Origin of the sequence: Paraburkholderia rhizosphaerae (genome assembly GCF_004366595.1) — a bacterium.
GTDB lineage: Bacteria > Pseudomonadota > Gammaproteobacteria > Burkholderiales > Burkholderiaceae > Paraburkholderia > Paraburkholderia rhizosphaerae.
Window position 1 is genome coordinate 237,201 of the sequence record NZ_SORE01000008.1, and the last position, 19,637, is coordinate 256,837.

Below are 19,637 nucleotides of genomic sequence, written 5' to 3' on the forward strand. Positions count from 1 at the left end.
GCGCACGCGAGCATTCCGGCAGCGCAGGTGCGCGACGCCTCCGGCACCGTGCCCGCCGGCGTCCGGGGCCGAACCATGGCCGACGTCGGACACCCGCGGCGACCGAGGCCTTCGCAGGCGAAGCAGCACGATTTCGCGACGGCGTTGTCCGCGCATGCCGATCCGCTCGACCAGGCGGCGCAGGCGACGCTTGCTTCGCTTACCGGCGGCTTGTCGCCGGCATCGATGGCGCTCGCACTGCTCGACTGGTCGATGCACGTCGGGCTCGCGCCCGGAAAATGTCTGGACCTTGCGATGCGCGCATCGCATGCGTGGTCGTCCGCGCCGACTCGCGATGATGCCGCGCCGCCGGACACACTGCCGGCTGCCGACGCGACAGGTGACCCCCGGTTTGCCGATGCCGCGTGGTCGCACTGGCCATACTGCGTGTGGCGTGACGGCTTCCTGCGCGTGCAGCGCTGGTGGCGCGATGCGACCACTGGCGTGCCGGGGGTGAGCCGCCATCACGAAGACATGGTGAGTTTCGGCGCGCGTCAATGGCTGGATGCGTGGTCGCCGAGCAATTTCGTCGCGCTCAATCCGCTCGTGCTGCAAACTGCGGTGCGCACCGGCGGCGCGAATTTCGCGGCCGGTGCGCGCCACTGGCTCGAAGATGCCGAAGAGATTGCCTGTGCGCTGCGCGGCAAGCAGGCAGTGCGCGATCGCGGATACCGGCCGGGATATGAACTGGCGATTACGCCGGGGCGCGTGGTGTGGCGCAACGCGCTATGCGAACTGCTGCAATACACGCCAACGACGACCCGCGTCGCATGCGAGCCCATCTTTATCGTGCCGTCGTGGATCATGAAGTACTACATCCTCGACCTGCAGCCGCACAATTCGTTGATCCGCTATCTGGTCGGCGCGGGCTTCACGGTATTTGCCGTGTCGTGGCGCAATCCGGATGCGGCGGACCGCGAGCTCACGCTTGGCGATTACCTGAAACTGGGCGTGCTCGAGCCGCTTGCGTACGTACGCGAACGTTGCGAACGCCTGCCGGTGCACGCGGTCGGTTACTGCCTGGGCGGCACGCTGCTCGCCATCGCCGCGGCGGCGCTCGCGCGCGACGGCGCGCCGGATGCACTTCGCTCGATCACATTGCTGGCGGCGCAGACCGACTTCAGTGCGCCGGGCGAGCTGGGGCTGTTTATCGACGCGAGCGCACTGGCCGCGCTCGACGCGCTGATGTGGCGCCAGGGCTATCTGGACGGCGCGCAGATGGCCGCGGCCTTCCAGCTGCTCAACGCGCGCGATCTGATCTGGTCGCGGATGATGAGCGAGTATCTGCTCGGACGCCGCTCGAAGCCAAGCGATCTGATGGCGTGGAACGCGGACGCGACGCGCATGCCATACCGGATGCACATCGAGTACCTGACGCGACTGCTGCTGAACAACGATCTCGCGGAAGGGCGCTATTGCGTCGACGGAAGACCAGTCGCGTTGTCGGACATCGCCGTGCCGGCGTTCGTCGTCGGCACCGAGCGCGATCACGTTTCGCCGTGGCGCTCGGTGTACAAGCTGAACCTGCTCACGCACAACGAGCTCACGTTTGTGCTGACCGCCGGCGGACACAACGGCGGCATCGTTTCCGAGCCGGGCCATGTGGGCCGCTACTATCGCTGCGCGACGCGCGTGCCGGATGCGCCTTATCGCAGCCGGCACGATTTCGTCGAGCATACGGCGCCGGTCGAAGGATCCTGGTGGCCATGCTGGGCCGCATGGCTACACGCGCATTCGCGCGGCGACACCGGCGCACGCCGGGTCGATACCGGGCTGGCCGACGCACCCGGCTCTTACGTGCTGCAACCCTGATGCACGGACGGCGTTGCACCGCCTCTGCTGCGGTGCGCATGCGCTTGTTGATCGACGTCAATGCCGGTCGATGGTCGTTTCGTACAGTGACCACAAGCGCCGCGATTCGCGGCAGGTAGTGGGATGCGAACCCGTCATAGGAGATCCGGTCATGCAAGCGCCTCCTCGAATACTCATCGTGTGCTTCTCGAGAAGCGGCACGACACGACGCCTCGCCGATCGGCTTGCGGCGATTCTGCCGGCCGATTGCGAGGGCATTCGCGAACGCGGCGACCCGCGGCGGCGCCGCGGCATACGGGGTTTTGTACGTTCGCTTGCCGACGTGATCGCGCAGCGGCGCGCGGACGTGGTGCCGACCGCGTACGATCTGGCACGCTACGACATCGTCGTGGTCGGTACGCCGGTCTGGGCAAGCTGCCCGTCGACGCCGGTCGCGACCTGGCTTGCCGACCACCGGAACCAGCTTCGCCACGTGGCGTTTTTCTGCAGCCTCGGCGGACGCGGCAGCGACAAGGCGTTCGAGCGGATGCGCGCAAGCGCCGGCGTATCGCCGTTAGCCACCTGTGCAGTGACCGCGGCGGATGTGCAGTCGGGACACGACCATGCGCTGCTCGATGCGTTCGCGCACAAGATCCGCCATCGCCTCTCGACACTGGAGACGATCGAATGGACGATGTAGCCCGGCGCAACGGCAACATCACGTATCAGCATGCCGGCGCGCCACGCGCGAGTGGCGCGCGTGCGATGGCTGTACGCGCGTGCGTTGCGCTGGTGTGCGCCGCTTGCGCCGCGGGCTGCACCATTTCGAACTGGAATGATCCGTACTGGCACAGCCCCAATGGGGATGAACGCACCGCGGCATTTCTGAAAACCGAAACGCAGCTCGCCGCCGCACGTGAGCACGCATCGGTGGTCTGCGATACACAGGACGCCTGCGATCGGTTCTGGGCGCGCACCCGCGCCTATGTCGTCGAACATTCGCCGACGCGCATCCGTCGTGCGGACGATAGCGTCATCGAAACTGCCCGGCCCTATGAGTTTGGCATCGCGTACTTTCGGGCGGAGCGCGCGACCCATGACGACGGTTCCACGCGCATCAGCCTGAAAGGCCTGTGCCGCGGTATGTACAACGGTGCGGGCGGACCGGGTTGGACCTACTCGCTGTGCGCACCGCAGATCGAAGCGGCCGAAGCCGCTTTCCAGCAGACCATCGAACAACCCGGCTGATCATCGCCGCGCGACCCATTCATTTCCCACCTTCAGATACGAACGCTTCACCGCCGCCCATGCGACCCGATGCGCGATTTCCTCGTGTCGAGCGTCGGCCGCATATTCGTCATACGCGGCATTGAATGCAGCGCGGTAAATGTCCTGTGCGTGCGGCGGAAGATGTTCGCGCACCGATGCGGGCAGATCTTCATTGCTGGAGTAGGGCATGTCTTTCTCCTCGTTGTAACGGGCAAGACGTCCCGGTACGGGCAGCGTCGGCGTCAGACCGGCGCTCGGTGCATCGATGCATCGAGCGCTTGATTCCGGTCAAATCGCGCACGCGCGCACGCACTACGCTAGGTCAGGAGAGCAGCGCGGCTGTGCAATGTGCGCCGCTCGAATCGATATCAGCATACGAGCAAGGACCGGCAATGAGCACTGTAAAACCCGATAGTCAGATCCGGCAGGAAGTCGAGGACGAGTTGGCAGGCAATGCGGCGATCGATGCAAACCGGATCGGCGTCTGCGTGTCGAACGGCATCGTTACGCTGTCCGGCAATGTCGCGAGCTACGCCGAAAAACTCGCGGCTGAGAAATCGGCGATGCGCGTTTCCGGCGTCGACGCAGTGGTCGTGAAGCTCGATGTCAGCTTGCCGCAAAACGACCGACGCACGGACGAAGACATTGCAATAGGTATCCGCGGCATTCTCGACTGGATCGCCGGGCTCGACGAGTACAGCGTCAAGGTGAAAGTGGAGAAGGGCTGCGTGACGCTGACCGGCGAACTCCACGATGCGTACCGCAGCCGGGTCGCCGAGCAGCATATCGCGCACATGCGGGGCGTAGTCGGCGTTGCGAATCAGATCCGGATTCGCGGCGAAGCGTCGTCGGTCGACATCGAGCAGAACATCCGCAAGGCGATCCAGCGGCATACGGAGCGCGAACTGAAGCATATCGGCATTCAGATCGAACAAGGCAAGGTCGCGCTGTCCGGGCGGGTCACCTCGCCCGCGGAGCGCGCGCTGGTGCGCGGTGCGGCGCTTGGCACGCCGGGCGTCACAGCGGTCGACGACCGGCTGCGCGTCGCGTGAAAACGCGCGCGCATCACAGCGTAGAGAGTGAGAGTTTTGCGCAGACAGGAGTACACGATGAAAGCCCACGATAACGTGAAGCGCGCCGTCGAGCAGGAATTGCTCTGGGACAGGGGCGTCGACGCGCGGTTGATCAAGGTCGGCCTGACCGGCGGGATCATCACGCTCAACGGGTCGGTACCGAACGGCGCGCAAAAAAGGACGGCGCTACGCGCGGCTCAGCGCGCGGCGCCCGATGCAGTGGTCCATGACAATCTCGTCGTCCGGTGTCCGGAGGGTCGGCATTGCGTGGACACCGAACTCGCCGGCGAAATTCGCCTGAAGATTGCGCGAGACGCGATGCTGCGCAATGCGGCGATCGACGTCACGGTCACGGACCGGCGCGTGACGCTCACCGGCATGGTCGACTCTCCGGATCAGCGGGACGAGGCCGTGGCGTTGATCAGGGAGTTTCCGGGCATCGCGGACATCGACAACCGGGTCGTCACGCGTCTGGGCAAAATGGAGAGGGCGGTGGCCAGCAGTATTGCGAACGCGCTACTGAGCGCGAGCTTGCAGCCCGCCGACGATATCGTCGTCGATGTGCGCGATGGCATCGTGCGTTTGACCGGTACCTGCGCGTCGGCGACGCAAAAGGAGGCGGCCTGCAACGCCGCGTGGAACGCGAAGGGCGTGCGCTGGGTCGTCGATCAGTTGCAGGTGCGTTGACGACCCGCACGCATCGCTGGACGGAGCCCGATGATGCTGATCTTTGGCGTATTTGTCGCGTGTGTTTTTTTCTACAGCGTTCTGTCCCAGCGTCTCGAACGGACGGTGCTGACCGCACCGATGCTGTTCACCGCGCTCGGCATACTCACTGCGTGCTTGCCTGAAGCGCTCAAGGAAATGGCGCTGGAGCGCGACGACTTGCTGCTGATCGCCGAACTCGGGCTTGTGATGACGCTCTACACCGACGCCGCGCGCGTCGAGACGCATCGGCTGAGGGGGGAGACGAACCTGCCGGTGCGGCTGCTCGGGACCGGCATGCTGCTCACCATCGTGCTTGGCCTGCTGGGCGCCATGGCGCTGTTCGGCGCGTTGTCGTGGTGGGAGGCCGGCATTCTCGCGGCAATTCTGGCGCCGACCGATGCGGGGCTTGGCCAGGTCATCGTGACGAGCGCACTCGTGCCGAGGCGAATCCGCCAGGCATTGAACATCGAGGCGGGACTCAACGACGGGCTCGCGGTGCCGTTTCTGATGTTTTTTATCGCCGTCGCGGTCGCGCGCGAAACCAGCGGAGGCGGATGGATACTAGCGCGCTTCATGATCGAGCAACTGGGTTACGGTGCGCTGATCGGCGTCGGCATCGGCCTCGCCGGCGGCTGGCTGCTGGGCCTCGCGCAGCGCAAGGCCTGGGTCGCGGAGCCGTTCCTGCGGCTAGGCGTCGCGGCGCTGCCGCTGGCCTGTGTGCTCGCATCGGTCGCGACCGGCGCAAGCATGTTTATCGCCGCGTTTGTCGCCGGCCTCGGGACCAGTGTCGGTTATCGGGATGTCGGCAAGCATAGCGTCGACTTCTCCGAAGGACTGGGGCAGCTATTCAATCTGTTCGTGTTCTTTCTGTTCGGGCTGTTCGTCGCGCGCTACTGGACGCAGTTCACGGTCACGATGATTGCCTACGCGGTGTTGAGTCTGACGTTGATCCGGATGGCGCCGGTCGCGCTCGCGCTGAAAGGCACCGGCATGAGCTGGCCCACCATGCTGTTTATCGGCTGGTTCGGTCCGAGAGGACTGGCGTCGATCGTGCTCGCGCTGGTCTATCTCGAAGGGGACGCGCAACTGGCAGGGGAGACGACGATCAAGCTCACCGTGATGGTAACTGTCCTGCTTAGTATTTTCGCTCACGGGTTGAGCGCGCTGCCCGCGATCAACGGCTATGCGAAAACCGTCGCGTCATTAGGCGATCGGGCTCCGGAGCAGGAGGCGCCCGACGCCGTCGAACCGGGCGCGGGGCACGCGTGACGGGCCGGTGGTGCGCCCCAATATGGCGATCCGCCAATACCGTACCGGCGGTCTGGGCGAGAGAACCGCGCGAGCCATGCGATCGTTCATTCGGAACGCTCGTTCATTCGGCAGCGCGGTCATCCGAGCTCGGCTTCCCTTGCATGATGGACGAGTGGAGCCTTACATCAGGCTACCGTCGATCTCCGGATATTCCTGGTCGAGTATTTCGAACACCTGTGCCGTGCGGCCATGCAACTCGTGGGCGAGCCGGCGCTGCAAGTGTTCGTCGGAACGCAGCCAGGTGAAGGCGTTCAGCACTTCCGCGGAGGTTGGATGGACGTCGAGAATCTTTACGACGACATCGTCTTCGAAGGGTCCGATGATTTGACGAATTTCATTTGCAGTGGCCGGCTGCTGCGCACCTGACGCGGTTTGACTGTGCATGATGTGCTCCGTTGCGCGGGTCCGCGCATTCGCATGCAGACAGCGTAGATGCAGCCAGCGCGAACGTGTTGACGTGCGTCAAGACAGGCATTGCGCGTTCATCGAAACAAACCGGCAGCCTATAGCCCTTCCGTTGCTCGTGCCCACCGCGCGGTGACGTTCACGGGACGCTCCGGGTGGTTCAGCAATGCGCAGCGGCTGATGCTCCGCGCACTCGCAATTTCGTGACATTTTAGTAAAGCTTTAAAGCCCGAGATGCCGATGCCGTTATCACGGGTTGTGATCCGCGCCGCTGCGGTCCATACCAGTGCGTTGGAGTACCGAACGTGAGCGCCCTGAAAGGGCACCTTACTCAAATTATTCCGGAGTCTGCTGTGACATCGTCGTTTCTTCAAACACAATTGAATCTGCGTGCATCGCTGATGGATACCGCCAGTTCACACAACCGGCAAGCGAGCCCATTCGCGACAGTGGGGCAAGCGCATTCGCAGGAGTCGCAAGCGCAGCACGCAAGCGGAAACGAACCGGTTGAAGCCGATCCTGTTCAATTGTCCGCAGCGGGCAAAGCCATGGCGGCAGCGGCACACGTTCATGGCGATAGCACATCCGTCGAAGTGCAAGCGACCGAAGTCAGCACCACGGTATCGTTTAGTCCAACTCTGATGACAGCGACGTATAGTCTCGCCACGGGGCAACTGCTCTCGCTGGGCGCGCTCGGACGTGTTGATGCGCAGCAGAACCTCACGGTGACGGAATTGACAGCAAGAATCAGCCTGATCGAGCAGGAGTCGAAAGCTGACTTCCCATCGCTGGATATTGGCAACCCAAAGTAAATTTAGCGTGGAAAACTGACGATACGTTTTTGCCATCAAATCGTAAGGCGCACGTCTCCCGATCGGGCCACGCTCGTTGAAAGACACATATGTGGCATTGAACACGGCTCATCGGGAGAAACCGACGCTAATATGGAACGTAGTAGTAGGAAGGGACATAGATCAAGGTGGACGCTGGCGAGAGCACACGCGGTCCCGGCGTCGCGATCGTATCGCCTTTCGCAGTGATGCACTGCGCGTACACATTGTTGTATTGAGCCTGCAATCCAGCTTCGCTCTGTGCATGTTGCTGGCTACCCTTCAAACCACCCAGCACGAGTCCGGCCCCCGCGCCGATCGCGGCGCCGACACCGGCATTGCCGGCTCCCGCTCCGATCAGCGCTCCGGCCGCGGCCCCCGCCGCGGTGCCAATGGCAGGCGCCGCAAGTCCGGCCTTGCCTGCGTTTGCAACTCCCGCACTGCCGTCAATAGTTTGCGAGGCATAGGCGCGGCAACTGTAGTCATCCTGCTGAAACTCATTGAGGCTTTTGCCTTTGGGTGGCAGTGCAGTGATCGTCGGATAAGTCGGCGGCGCGATCGCACATCCGCCGCAGGCCGCGATGAGCGCGGCAATCGGTGCAAGCCGCACCATCGTGAAGGGAATCATTATCGAAGTCCTTGTTGACGAAACGCTCGACGGAACTCAGTTCGTGCGCGGCGCTGTTTGCCATCCTTCGGCGCTATCGAGCTTCACGATGCGTTTCGCGATCAGATCGGCGACTCTCTTTGCGTCGTCGATAGGGCTTGCGCGGAGCGTCTCCGATGTCGCATGAAAGACGCCGCCTGCCGCCGCCGACTCAACCAGTCGTCCTGCGACTGCGCCAACTCCGAGCGTTTCGGCCATGCCAGGCATGTGCCCGCTGTTTCGCGATGCCTTGCTCGACTCCATCAACATCTGTTCGCCATCGGCCGCCTGATACCAGAGCTGCACGGACGTCGCGATCTGGCTCTTGCCCGCGCCCAGTCCGATTACAAGACGGCTCGCCCGATTACCGGCATCGACTTTTTCAAACGTCCCTCTGACGATCAGGACATTTTGCCCAAGTGGCGGCGCATCGGTTAGCCGTATCGCCGGCACCCCCTTGCCGCGCAATTCCTTGACGATCTCGTCGGCGAGCGCGTCCTGCACACCGGACGCAAGCGAGAGCTGGCGCATGGAGTCTGACTGGCCGTGAAGGGACGCGTTAAGTGTCTCGACGAGGCTATGATCCGTTTGAACCAGTGCAGGGTCTATCTCAAACGCGTACACGAAAACCGCTTGCGGGCGGACAAGCGCGGCGCGCGACGCTTGTTCCGCTCGATCGACGTTTCCTCCGCCGCACCCCGCGAGCGAAAACATCGTCAGACAGGCCGAAATTGCGGCCAGCGTGCAGCGAACCTTGGCCGCCGTGATTGACGCGCCTCGCATCCGTTTCATTGCTTATCCTCGGTCATGCATTTGATAGAACCCCTCGCGTCCTCTTTCGGCGCCGCCTGACAGGCATTCGTCGAGTTGATCCGCCATTGCACCTAGCGCGTCAAGATAAATGCCTGACGATGAACCGTAACTGCGGGCAAGACCGGCGAGGTCGAGCAGCGCGGCATATCTGGCGGCACATTGCTTAGGAAGATCGACGGTCGGAGCCGCGGCGGCTTGCATTTGCACAAGCGTGGGGTTGCCCAGCGGAACGGGTGTGCAGCCCTCGAGCGACGCTATGCCGAGCGCGACGAAGAAAATCCAATTAACCGCAAATGCGGAATACGACGGCAAACAGCGCAACCGTTCCTTTACCGATGCTCTACGGTGTCGCGATAACGTCCAGAGCCTGGACACCATGATGTTGGACATATGGGTCAATGAATGTATGAAGCACGACGACGCTCGGCAAAAGGCGGCCACGCGCGGACATGCTCGAGTTACGGTCAGTGGTGGTACCCGTAGTAGCCCCCACCGCCATGGCCGTAGTAGGCGTGGTATCCATAGTTGTAGTAGCCGCCGCTATGGATGCCGACAACCAGCGACGGAGCGACGGCCACTGCCGGCGCCGCGACGACCGGAGCGGCCAAGACCGGTGCGGCGACAACCGGAGCCGTCACGATCACAGGCGCGGGCGGCGCGGCCACGACGACTGCGGGCGGGGCGACCACTACCGGACCCGCGACCGCAACCCCGACCGTCACACCCGCAACCGCGGAATCGGCGAGCACAGCCAGAACAACGCCGGCAGTGGATATCGAAAGCGTCCTGCTCATCACGTAGCCTCATTGAAAGAATCGAAGAAAAGAACGTCAGGCGCTTGGGGCAGGTGGCGCCTGACGGGCCTGTCGGATAGCCGGCAATATAGGCCTGCGTGCCGGTAAAAGTTGTACTCAAGTTATGTCAGGATATTTCGCTGCCGTCCGTGACATGAATTGACATGAAATATTACGGAGAGGGCGCGCGCTCATCTTTAGACTTCACTGCGCTAATGAATCAGCCGGAGCGAATTCCATGAAGCGATGTCGTGCATGTATGGCCTTTGTGGCCGTCTCTCTTCCGTGTATGGCGCAGTCGAAGGCCGCTCAGATACTCGCATTGAGATTTGCCGATGCCGACGCCGATGCCGACGCCGACGGCAAGCAGACCCACTGCGAGGCTGCGGCTGGCACGCCGCGCGTCGCGCAGTACTTCGACCAGATCGATAGCGATCGCAAGCGCTACGTACCACTTCAGGATGTAGAGAACTTTGTCGCGCGTCATCAGGCCAGGCCGTGAGGGATGCGTATGCGTCGTGGCACGCTCTGCGTATCCTGGCGCCCGTCGTGGGCTTGATGATGTCGGGATGCGTAGCGGTGGGTCCGGATTACGTGATCCCGGACGCGAAAATGGAGCAGTCGTGGCTTGGCACGCTCGACACACAGGAGCGCTCCAGGTCGTGCAGCTTGCTCTGGTGGGAATCGTTCGGCGACCCCGTTCTTGTCGATCTGGTCAAACATGCCCGCGAGAACAGTCCGACGCTCGAAAGCGCGGCGGTGCGCATTGCGCAAGCGGCGGCGCAATTGGCTGGTAGCGCGTCGACTGAATATCTGCAAAGCGGGAAACTCTCTGCCGGCGGAAAGCAGATTCATCACACGAAGATCGGTCCGTTCCCCGAAGGGACACAGCAGTCCGCCTTCGGACAGGGTACGGCGTCATGGGAAATCGACTTCTGGGGGAAATATCGCCGGCAGATCGAGGCTGATCGGGCGAACGTCCATGCAACAGAGGCCGCCTATGACGATGCGTTGGTATCGCTGACAGGTCAGGTCGCCAGCACCTATATCGATTTGCGCGTGAGCGAGGCACGACTATCCATCGCCAGACAGAACACCGAACTGCAGCGCAGTGAAGCAGCCATTGCGAGCGCGCAGCATCAACTCGGCGAGACGAGTGAACTCGCTGCGGCGCAGGCCGCGACCCTGCTTGCGCAAACGGAATCGCAAATCCCCCCGCTCGAGAGAATGCGCGCCCAGGACCGCGACCAGTTGGCATTGCTGATCGGTACAACGCCGACGGAGATTGACGGCATCGTGAAAGCAACCGGCGTGGTTCCAGTGCCACCGCACGCTATCGATGCCGGCATCCCGCGCGATCTGCTCAGGCGCCGTCCTGACGTGCGGCAAGCGGCGTTTGATGCCGCGCAGCAGAGCGCCTTGATCGGCGTGACAAAAGCGCAGCTCTATCCGTCATTTTCGCTAAGTGGCATCTTCGACGTCTCGTCAGGCTATTCGCACGCGACCGACCCCTTTGCATTAGGAAGCGCTGGCTTTTCGGTACTTGCAGGGACGTTGACATTGCCGGTGTTCAACCGGGGGCAACTGACGAGCCAGGTGCGGGTGCAGGATGCCCAATTCGAAAGCGCGGTGCTCAATTATCGGAACGTGGTGCTGCAGGCACAGCAAGAGGTGGAGGACGGGCTGGCCGGATTCTCGAGCACATCCGATGCATTGCGGCCTTTGCAGCGCGCAGTATTGACTGCAACACGGGCACTCGAACTTGCCACTCGTCAGTACTCAGCCGGTGAGGTTGCGTATCAGTCGGTGCTCGATTCTCAGCGCTCGTTGTCACAGGACAAGGATTCCCTCGCGCAAGGTCAAGGCGCGCTGGCACAGGCGGCCGTTTCGCTTTATCGGGCACTGGGTGGAGGATGGGAAAGAACGGTCGATGATATTCCGATATCCGAAGAGATCCGCACGTCGATGTCGGCCCGCACGTCATGGGGCGGACTGCTGGACAAGACGCATGAAGCGGCGCTTGCGCGCTAACTATTTTCAGGTCATTTCCGATGTACTGGTCGATGTTGAGCGCCCGCCGGGCGGGATTTGTGAAAGCCGCATGTCTGCTGATGCTCGTTTCGGGTTGTCACCGTGGGTCCGTCGCACAGCCCGCTCCACTTCCGGTTGTGCAAGTGTCCAGACCGCTGATCAGGCAGATCCAGCCCAGCTTGATATTGCCTGGAACGGTGGTCGCGTCAAGGAGCGTAGACCTTGTAGCGCGCGTGCCGGGATTTTTGAACTCCATCAATTTTGTCGATGGGGCCGACGTGAGCGCGGGGCAGTTGCTGTTTCAGATAGAGCCGGATACCTACCGCGCGCAACTCGCGTATGACCGTCTGGCGTTTGACAACGCGGATCGCGAGCTAAAGCGCCAGCGCCAGTTGCTAGATACGCGCGCAACGTCCGAGCTGAACGTAGAAAACGCACAGACCGCGCGCGACCAGGCGGACGAGAAGCGCGAACTCTCCGCGATCAATCTGCAATACACCCGAATTGAGGCGCCGTTTGCAGGCCGGATTGGCATTCATCTCGTGGATGCCGGGAATATGGTCGGCGCATCAGGGCCGACCAAACTGGCGACGCTCGACAGAATCGCGCCTGTGTATGTCGACTTCACACTCAATGAGCAAGACGCGGTGCGACTCGGTATCTTTGAGAAACTGTCAAAAGGCGAAAGTGCGATTCCAGTCAGCGTAGCGGCAACGGAATCAAAGCAGGCGGCAACAGGCGTTGTTTGCGCAGTCGATAACCAGATGGACAGCGCGACGGGATCCATCCGTCTGCGCGCGGCCTTCGTCAACGCTGACCATCGGCTGATTCCAGGCATGTCGGTGCGGGTTTCACTGCCATCGACGTCCGCCTATCGCGCGATGCTTATACCGCAGTCAGCGGTCGTAACGGACCAGGACGGTGCATCGGTGTTCATTGTCAGCGCTGACAAGCGCATCGTTCGACGCAGCGTCACGACAGCAGACCGCTACGACAGCATGATCGCCATCAGTGCCGGACTCACAGCGGACGATCTGGTCGTAACAGGGGCACCTGGCGTTGCAGCAGGGCAGAAAGTGCAGAGTCGTATCGTTAGCGCCGGAGCGACGCAATGATCCGCTTCTTCATCGATCGCCCGATCTTTGCCAACGTTATCGCACTGCTGATCGTATTGCTCGGCGGCGTGGCCCTTTTCAATCTTCCGGTAACCCAATACCCGCCGATCACACCACCTACAGTTCAGGTTGTCGCGCACTATCCGGGCGCAAGCGCGCAAACCGTCGTCAACCGCATCGCGTTGCCTGTCGAGCAACAGGTGAATGGCGTTGAGCATATGTTGTACATGCAATCTTCGGCAACGAACGATGGCACATACACGCTAAACATTACCTTCGCGATCGGTACGGACATCGACCGTGCGCAGGTGCTTGTTCAGAATCGCGTGGCCGCTGCGACCGCGCTGTTGCCGCAGCCGGTTCAACAACTGGGCGTGACGGTTCGCAAGCGTTCTACTGCGATACTGCAGATCTACACGCTTCAGTCGTCCAATCCTCGCCACGGCGCGCTTTTCCTTAGTAACTACGCGACGATCAACCTGCATGACGAATTGGCGAGAGTGCCCGGTGTCGGCGACGTAACGATATTCGGCGCGGGGCAATACAGCATTCGCATCTGGCTCGATCCGCAGCGCCTGGGCCAGCAGGGTCTCACACCCGCCGACGTGATTCAGGCAATTCAAAGCCAGAGCCGCGACGTCAGTGCCGGACAACTCGGCGCGCCGCCGGTCCCCACTGGGCAGCCATACCAGATGACGATCAACGTCGACGGCGCTTTGACCGGGCCGACGCAGTTCGACGACATCGTGATTAAAGGTGATAACACGAATGGCGGCCGTCTCGTGCGCATCAGGGACGTAGGACATTGCGAGCTCGGTGCCGCCAGTTACAGCCAGTTCTTCGATCTGGACGGGAAGCCTGCGGCGGGCATCGCCATATACCAGCTTCCGGACGCCAACGCGCTTGACGCGGGACGCGCGGTACAGGCAAGGATGGCCGCATTGGCGGAAAACTTTCCGCGCGACATCACGTATGGCTTGCCGTTCGATACGACGCGCTTTGTTAGCGCGTCGGTAAAGGACGTATACGTGACACTTGGCGAGACAGGTCTGATAGTCCTGGTGGTGATTCTGGTCTTTCTGCAGAACTGGCGTGCCACGCTGATACCGGCAACGACCGTCCCTGTGACGATCATCGGCGCCTTCGGCGCGATCTACATCATGGGGTTCACGATCAATCTGCTTACGCTTTTTGCGATCGTGCTCGCAATCGGTGTGGTGGTCGACGATGCAATCGTGGTGGTGGAGGCGGTCAGCCACCGGATGGAGGCGGGCTTGCCCGCGCGGCAGGCTACGCTGGACGCGATGCGTGAGCTGCTCGGGCCGATCGCGGGCATTACCCTCGTACTTGTATCGGTTTTCCTGCCGGCGGCGTTTCTTCCCGGCCTCACCGGGCAGATGTACCGCCAGTTCGCGCTCGTGATCGCCGCCACGACGCTGATCAGCGCGCTAAACGCGCTGACGCTGAAGCCGGTGCAGAGCGTGCGCTGGCTACGTACACGCCGGTCAGGACTGCCATCCCCGTTCAGCCGATTTTTCAACCGGCTCTATCTGCCGCTGGAACGGTCGTATCTACGAGGCGCAACGTTCCTCGTGCGGCATGGCTGGTTTTCAATCGCGGGGGCTTCGGCGCTCGTGCTCGCCGCGCTCTTTGCATTGATGCATGTGCCGACGGGTTTCATCCCGCTCGAAGATCAAGGCTATCTGTTGATCGCCGCACAAACAGCCGACGCGGCGTCACTTGAGCGTACCCGCATCGTCATGCAGGAAATACAACGGAGGGTCGCCGCGATCCCCGGCGTCGATCATGTGATCAGTATCGGTGGAGTGTCCGCGCTCGATAACAATGCATCCGCATCGAATGCCGGAATTCTCTACATAACGCTCAAAGACTGGAGCGCTCGCGGGAAAGGAGAGGACCTTCGATCGCTGTACCTGCGTCTGAACCACGAATTGTCCGGAATACCCGATGTGCGCACGCTCTGCTGGTACCACCGCCCATTCAAGGCCTGGGTAGCGGCGGCGGTTTTCAAGCCGAAGTCGTGCTGACCGACGGGTCGCACGACTACGCCAAGCTGCAACGGGCGACCGGCTCACTGATCGATGCCGTTGCACATCGCCGGGAGATTCAGGTTCTGATGAGTCCGTTCAGCGCCGATGTTCCGCAAATCTTGATTCGTGTCGACAGAGCTAAAGCCGAGGCGATGCAGGTTGGTGTCGACACGGTATTCGACGCGCTGGAACAGTTCGTCGGGTCGAGCTTCGTGAACCAGTTCACGCTGTTCAATCATACGTTCCAGGTATACGTCCAGGCCGACGGGAAGTTCCGGAAAAGCGCGGACGACCTTCGCGGCATCTTTGTGCGCGGCAGTGCGGGGCAGATGGTTTCGCTGGCCAACCTGATACGGATTGAACACGGCACCGGTCCAGGCATTGCATCGCTTTACAACCTGCGACCCGCTGCGACGCTCAGTGGCACGCCGGCCGCGGCGTATAGCTCGGGGCAGGCAATTCAGGCAATAGAAAACGCCGCAGCACGAGTATTGCCACCGGGTGTAGGGATCGAATGGACGGCCATGTCTTATCAGGAAAAACTCGTCGGCAACACCGCCTATGTGGTTTTCGCATTCGCGGTGCTGCTTGTGTTTCTGGTGCTTGCGGCACAGTACGAAAGCTGGTGGTTGCCGGGCGCCGTCATTTTCGGTTTGCCGATGGCGCTGTTGGGCACTGCAACTGTGCTCCTCAGTCTTGGTGTTGCGAATAACCTTTATACGCAGATCGGCATTGTCTTGCTGATTGCGCTGTGCGCAAAGAACGCAATCCTGATTGTGGAGCTGGCAAGAAAGCGGCGTGAGCAGGGTCTCGAGATCGAAGCGGCCGCTATAGAGGCCGCTCGCATACGGTTCCGCCCCATTCTGATGACGTCGATTGCCTTCATTCTAGGCGTTTTGCCAATGGTCGTAGCCTCCGGCGCCAGCGCGAGCGCCCGACGATCGCTTGGTATTGCAGTGTTTTCCGGAATGTTGGCGTCGACAGCGATTGCGACGCTTTTTGTTCCCAGCTTCTACGTCGTTCTTCAGCGGTTATCTGAACGAACACGCGCAGGCCGTTAGCACAACGCTCACCATCAAACCGGTTAAGCCCCATGAGTACAGACCTTGAACGCGAGCAGGCGCCAGGACGTCCCGCACGAATAATTGTGCTGGACGACGAAGCTGAACTGCGCAATATGTTGCAGAGTTTCCTGACTTCACAAGGGTTCGAAGTGCGGACCGTCGGCGACAGCGGCCGCCTATACAGGAATCTCGAGCGCGAGCCCTTCGACCTGCTGGTCCTGGATGTCGCGATGGAGCCCGAGGACGGGTTGTCGGTATGCAAGCGTCTGCGCAGGGAAGGGCAGACCATTCCGATTCTGATGCTCACCGCGCGAGGCGATCCGATTGATCGGGTTATCGGCCTTGAGACCGGCGCAGACGACTATCTCGCGAAGCCATTCTTGCCGCGCGAGCTGATCGCGCGCATCCGCGCGATCCTGCGAAGGCAGTACGTGCTTGGGAACGAATCGGTCAATGCAGGAAAAGACCTTATTTTCGGGCGCTTCTACTTCGACATGACACTGCGTCAGCTCACGAAAGACGGAGATGTGGTTAGCCTGAACACCGCGGAGAGAAGGCTGCTCGAGGCGCTCGCGGCAACTCCGAACCGCGCTGTCAGCCGGGAAAATCTGCTGGTCCGTGCGAGAGGGCGCGACTACGAGGCATCCGGGCGTAGTGTGGACGTACAGATTCTGAGGCTTCGCCAGATCATCGAAGACGATCCGTCCAGGCCAAGGTACATCAAGACAGTCTGGGGTTTAGGATACATGCTGATCGCGGAGGTCACGCCATGATGAAGTGCGCGTGGTGCCACTCATTGCTCGGTCGCAATGTCGCGCTTCTTGTCGCGCTTGTGATCGTCAGTCAGATCTCGGCCGTCATCGTATTCATACTGTTCGTCCAGAAGCCGCATATCGCGGAGGCCGCGTCGTTGATGGCATCACAGGTGACGACGATAGACCAGTTGCTTCAACATGTACCGGAGAGCCAGCGCGAACAGTACGTGCAATGGTTTAACGGACGGGACCATGCGCCGCCCGGCGCCATTCCCGTCGCACACACATCGCTGGTCAGTCCGATCCGCGGTCTGGAAGCGCGGTGGTTCATGAATGAACTGATCCGCAGTTTGCCGGACGACATAGAACTGCGCATTCAATCCACGACTGAGCATCGGCTTTGGGCGCAGGTACATATCGCGGATAAACAATACTGGGTTTCGCTTTCCTCGCTGTCCGGCGTCCCGAACACACGCTATGAGGGAATGTCGGCTGCGATCGCATTATCGGTGGCGCTGGCGTCTATTGCGACATTGGCTGCCTATGCATTGCACCGAAGGATAAATCGTCCGCTGAAGCATCTTGTCGAGGCCGCTCAACACCTTGGCGACGGCGGCCGCCCCGCGCCGGTGCCGGTGGAAGGGCCCACGGAGATTGCAACGGTCGCGGAGGCTTTCAATGGAATGATAAGGCGCCTCTCGGACAACGAGGTCGCGCGAGCGATGATGCTTGCGGGAATCTCGCATGACATCAGAACGCCGCTTACCAAACTGCGACTTGCGATTGCCATGAATGATAAGGGAGGCACTGACCTTGCTTCAGCCGAGCGCTTTATCGACGATATCGATATGATCGTCGGCCAGTTTATTGACTTTGCTCGCGGCACACACGATGAGGAGGCCGTGACAGGGAACCTGAACGAACTGGTGGAGCAACTGGTAGCGGACTTCGCAGGCCTTGGACACGATTTCCATCGCGATCTGAAGCCTTTGCCGCTGGTTCGTTATGGTCCCGTCGGGATGCTAAGACTGTTGATGAATCTTATGCACAACGCGGTAACACACGGGAAGACGGGCCTCAGTGTGCGCACGTGGCAAGAAGGAAGATCGGCCTGCGTCGGTGTGACGGACGAGGGGCCAGGGGTGCCGGGCGAGTTGCTTGCCCATCTGGTACAGCCATTCAAGCGCGGGCCGCAGTACAAGGGCAAGGCCGCCGGTGCAGGGTTGGGACTCGCTATTGCCAATCAGATCGCCGTCCAGCATGGCGGTAAGCTCACGCTTGCGACGAGGAGTGAGGGAGGGTTTGAGGCGGTGCTTGAGCTGCCGCTGTAGCCTTGCACGGCAGAGTAAAGCATGCGCCCGTCGTGGACCATCACACCTTTTATTATTTGTCGCTCCGCTTTTCACGAACGTTAAGTCGAATCACGTCGACATGGCCCGGCATATCCCCCGCCAGTTCGCTTTCCGTGTAACTGAAGTACAGAACCGTATGCCGGATCGGATCCAGAATTCGGAACACGTGAAGCTCCTTGAAGATGGGATTGACCGATTCGTCGAACACCTGCGCCTGGCGAGGTATCCGCTTCGACAAATCAAGCGTCCCGACTTGATGACAGGAGACTTCCGTGTCCGGGGCGTGCACGGGCTGAGCGTTTCCACCGAAGCGATTGTCGTCATGCGTTGTTGAGACATAGCAGGTGACGCCTGTCAAAAGAGGATCGTCGAATGCGGAGATCCCGACTTGTCCTCCATAGCGGTGTGAGTGCGTCGTGATTCTCGCGAATTCCTCACCGCGAACGGTGACAGGCACGGATGTCGCGAGCACAGTCGCCGTGCAGCAAAGAAGGACAAGGCAACGCGTCATGACGTTTCTCCTCCGGCACACTGGAGCCTCCCGCCCAAACCAAACCTCGTCCTGAAGGAGGTCAGCATGGTTCAGTCAGACTATGACTTGGCTTTTTTCGCCAGTTGACCCACGTCAACAGATGACCAGTTAGCAAGACCAGATGACCGCCGCCACGCTACAGGGCGATGGTGCGAAGCACAGAGCGGTATAGGCGTTGTGCCATGCTGCATCGCGGTTCAGTGCTTTGCTGTATGACCGCGTTCACCGGCGTCGCGTACTTTGATGGTGCGTCGCCATTTCAGCTTTCGTTGCTCGAGCAGCATTTTCCAGTCAAGTTTCATGATCGCGTACACGGAACCGAGCAACGCAATCTGCGCAACGACAAAATAGCTGCTCAGATACCCGCCTTCGAACTGCGATTCCGGATCGACATAGGACGAGACAAGCCGCCCCAGATGCGCCCACGCCCAATAGCTGATTGTGCGACCGGCAAAGAACGCGACGCCGATGGAGCCGAGCGGCAATCGCGTGAGTCCGTATGCAATGAAGAGATAGTTCGAAGGAAAGGGACTCAGCGCATACAGGCAGAATGCGCCCACGGTCAGCTTCTTGCGCGTCCTCAACCAGGCTTCGACAACTTCAATGTTTTGCCGGTCGGCCTCGCGCATCAGCTTCCCTCGCACGAGCGATCGTGCGAACTTTGCCAACACCAACCGTCCGATAGTCGCCGCACTGGCGGCGACGACTGCGAACACGAACGGATTGCCGTCGGGGAGGTTAAAGCCGACCCAGGACATGGCCATCCACGTGGGAGGCGCGAAGGCCGGCACGAGATTGATCAGCAGAACGGCAACGAACAGTGTCGCCAGTGTGGACATCACAGATTTACCCGAGCGATTTTCTATCGTTCTCAGCTTGCCGCGCCACAGAAGAATGCGGTTGATGCAGATCAACCGGCCGCTGGCCAGTTTCTGATCTGCTAGCAAGTGGACGGATGCCTGCCGGTCTACCGCATTCGTAACAGTTGGATATCCGTGACTAGCTACGCGCGATAGGGGGCGAGCAAGGTCATTCCTGTAAGCGTTGTGTTCGTGCGA

The 19,637-nt window shown here is 61.1% G+C and carries 22 protein-coding genes; 14 read left to right on the plus strand and 8 right to left on the minus strand.

The window, feature by feature from the left end:
* Positions 1-75: 75 nt before the first annotated feature.
* The 3 genes from BX592_RS13110 (at position 76) to BX592_RS13120 (ending at position 3,078) form a co-directional block, all read left to right on the plus strand.
* Complete coding sequence (locus BX592_RS13110; RefSeq protein ID WP_377681479.1) at positions 76-1,851, plus strand: PHA/PHB synthase family protein; 1,776 nt, start codon at positions 76-78, stop codon at positions 1,849-1,851.
* A 151-nt stretch (positions 1,852-2,002) separates the two neighbouring features.
* Complete coding sequence (locus BX592_RS13115) at positions 2,003-2,530, plus strand: flavodoxin family protein (protein WP_134192196.1); 528 nt, start codon at positions 2,003-2,005, stop codon at positions 2,528-2,530.
* Positions 2,518-3,078 (plus strand): hypothetical protein, encoded by a 561-nt coding sequence (locus tag BX592_RS13120; RefSeq protein ID WP_243849519.1) that lies wholly within the window; start codon positions 2,518-2,520, stop codon positions 3,076-3,078. The genes BX592_RS13115 and BX592_RS13120 overlap by 13 nt, the downstream gene beginning before the upstream one ends.
* Here BX592_RS13120 and BX592_RS13125 read toward each other — a convergent pair whose 3' ends face one another.
* Positions 3,079-3,288 carry a ChaB family protein gene (locus BX592_RS13125; protein ID WP_134192197.1) on the minus strand — a complete coding sequence of 70 codons (210 nt, stop codon included), beginning with the start codon at positions 3,286-3,288 and terminating at the stop codon, positions 3,079-3,081.
* A gap of 203 nt (positions 3,289-3,491) precedes the next feature.
* Between BX592_RS13125 and BX592_RS13130 the strand changes: the two genes are divergently transcribed.
* From BX592_RS13130 to BX592_RS13140, 3 genes are read left to right on the plus strand one after another with little or no spacing between them, the layout of a single operon-like run.
* Positions 3,492-4,151: a BON domain-containing protein gene (locus BX592_RS13130; protein ID WP_134192198.1), complete on the plus strand. Its 660-nt coding sequence runs from the start codon at positions 3,492-3,494 to the stop codon at positions 4,149-4,151.
* A 57-nt stretch (positions 4,152-4,208) separates the two neighbouring features.
* Positions 4,209-4,859, plus strand: a complete 651-nt coding sequence (locus tag BX592_RS13135; RefSeq protein ID WP_134192199.1) for a BON domain-containing protein — start codon at positions 4,209-4,211, stop codon at positions 4,857-4,859.
* A gap of 30 nt (positions 4,860-4,889) precedes the next feature.
* Positions 4,890-6,149, plus strand: a complete 1,260-nt coding sequence (locus BX592_RS13140) for a cation:proton antiporter (RefSeq protein WP_243849520.1) — start codon at positions 4,890-4,892, stop codon at positions 6,147-6,149.
* Between the two features lie 162 nt (positions 6,150-6,311).
* On the opposite strand, the gene BX592_RS13145 is transcribed toward BX592_RS13140, so the two are convergent.
* Positions 6,312-6,575, minus strand: coding sequence for a hypothetical protein (locus BX592_RS13145; protein ID WP_134192200.1), 264 nt, complete (start codon positions 6,573-6,575; stop codon positions 6,312-6,314).
* 326 nt (positions 6,576-6,901) lie between these two features.
* Here BX592_RS13145 and BX592_RS13150 point away from each other — a divergent pair, with 326 nt between their 5' ends.
* Positions 6,902-7,408: a hypothetical protein gene (locus BX592_RS13150; RefSeq protein ID WP_134192201.1), complete on the plus strand. Its 507-nt coding sequence runs from the start codon at positions 6,902-6,904 to the stop codon at positions 7,406-7,408.
* Positions 7,409-7,535: 127 nt separating this feature from the next.
* Here BX592_RS13150 and BX592_RS13155 read toward each other — a convergent pair whose 3' ends face one another.
* From BX592_RS13155 to BX592_RS13170, 4 genes are all read right to left on the minus strand, one after another.
* Positions 7,536-8,054, minus strand: a complete 519-nt coding sequence (locus BX592_RS13155; RefSeq protein ID WP_243849521.1) for a glycine zipper domain-containing protein — start codon at positions 8,052-8,054, stop codon at positions 7,536-7,538.
* A 36-nt stretch (positions 8,055-8,090) separates the two neighbouring features.
* Complete coding sequence (locus BX592_RS13160; protein ID WP_134192202.1) at positions 8,091-8,864, minus strand: DUF4410 domain-containing protein; 774 nt, start codon at positions 8,862-8,864, stop codon at positions 8,091-8,093.
* Positions 8,865-8,867: 3 nt separating this feature from the next.
* A complete protein-coding gene (locus tag BX592_RS13165) occupies positions 8,868-9,275 on the minus strand; it encodes a hypothetical protein (protein WP_134192203.1) in 408 nt (135 codons plus the stop codon).
* Between the two features lie 74 nt (positions 9,276-9,349).
* Positions 9,350-9,679, minus strand: coding sequence for a hypothetical protein (locus tag BX592_RS13170; RefSeq protein WP_134192204.1), 330 nt, complete (start codon positions 9,677-9,679; stop codon positions 9,350-9,352).
* Between the two features lie 259 nt (positions 9,680-9,938).
* On the opposite strand from BX592_RS13170, the gene BX592_RS13175 reads away from it, so the two are divergent.
* From BX592_RS13175 to BX592_RS13200, 7 genes are read left to right on the plus strand one after another with little or no spacing between them, the layout of a single operon-like run.
* On the plus strand, positions 9,939-10,181 hold the full coding sequence (locus BX592_RS13175) for an EF-hand domain-containing protein (RefSeq protein ID WP_134192205.1): 243 nt from the start codon (positions 9,939-9,941) through the stop codon (positions 10,179-10,181).
* Positions 10,182-10,237: 56 nt separating this feature from the next.
* A complete protein-coding gene (locus tag BX592_RS13180) occupies positions 10,238-11,710 on the plus strand; it encodes an efflux transporter outer membrane subunit (protein WP_243849534.1) in 1,473 nt (490 codons plus the stop codon).
* 20 nt (positions 11,711-11,730) lie between these two features.
* On the plus strand, positions 11,731-12,825 hold the full coding sequence (locus BX592_RS13185; RefSeq protein WP_243849522.1) for an efflux RND transporter periplasmic adaptor subunit: 1,095 nt from the start codon (positions 11,731-11,733) through the stop codon (positions 12,823-12,825).
* Positions 12,822-14,873, plus strand: a complete 2,052-nt coding sequence (locus BX592_RS13190) for an efflux RND transporter permease subunit (RefSeq protein ID WP_279589185.1) — start codon at positions 12,822-12,824, stop codon at positions 14,871-14,873. The genes BX592_RS13185 and BX592_RS13190 overlap by 4 nt, the downstream gene beginning before the upstream one ends.
* Positions 14,867-15,937 carry an efflux RND transporter permease subunit gene (locus BX592_RS34850; RefSeq protein ID WP_279589186.1) on the plus strand — a complete coding sequence of 357 codons (1,071 nt, stop codon included), beginning with the start codon at positions 14,867-14,869 and terminating at the stop codon, positions 15,935-15,937. Before BX592_RS13190 ends, BX592_RS34850 begins: the two co-directional genes overlap by 7 nt.
* Before the next feature lie 32 nt (positions 15,938-15,969).
* The gene (locus BX592_RS13195) at positions 15,970-16,713 is read left to right on the plus strand and encodes a response regulator (protein ID WP_134192207.1); all 744 of its coding nucleotides are present in this window, start codon (positions 15,970-15,972) and stop codon (positions 16,711-16,713) included.
* On the plus strand, positions 16,710-18,026 hold the full coding sequence (locus tag BX592_RS13200) for an ATP-binding protein (RefSeq protein WP_134192208.1): 1,317 nt from the start codon (positions 16,710-16,712) through the stop codon (positions 18,024-18,026). Before BX592_RS13195 ends, BX592_RS13200 begins: the two co-directional genes overlap by 4 nt.
* Positions 18,027-18,078: 52 nt before the next feature.
* Here BX592_RS13200 and BX592_RS13205 read toward each other — a convergent pair whose 3' ends face one another.
* Together BX592_RS13205 and BX592_RS13210 are read right to left on the minus strand one after the other, a co-directional pair.
* Positions 18,079-18,558, minus strand: a complete 480-nt coding sequence (locus BX592_RS13205) for a CreA family protein (protein ID WP_134192209.1) — start codon at positions 18,556-18,558, stop codon at positions 18,079-18,081.
* A 218-nt stretch (positions 18,559-18,776) separates the two neighbouring features.
* Complete coding sequence (locus BX592_RS13210) at positions 18,777-19,418, minus strand: hypothetical protein (RefSeq protein ID WP_134192250.1); 642 nt, start codon at positions 19,416-19,418, stop codon at positions 18,777-18,779.
* Between the last annotated feature and the right edge of the window lie 219 nt (positions 19,419-19,637).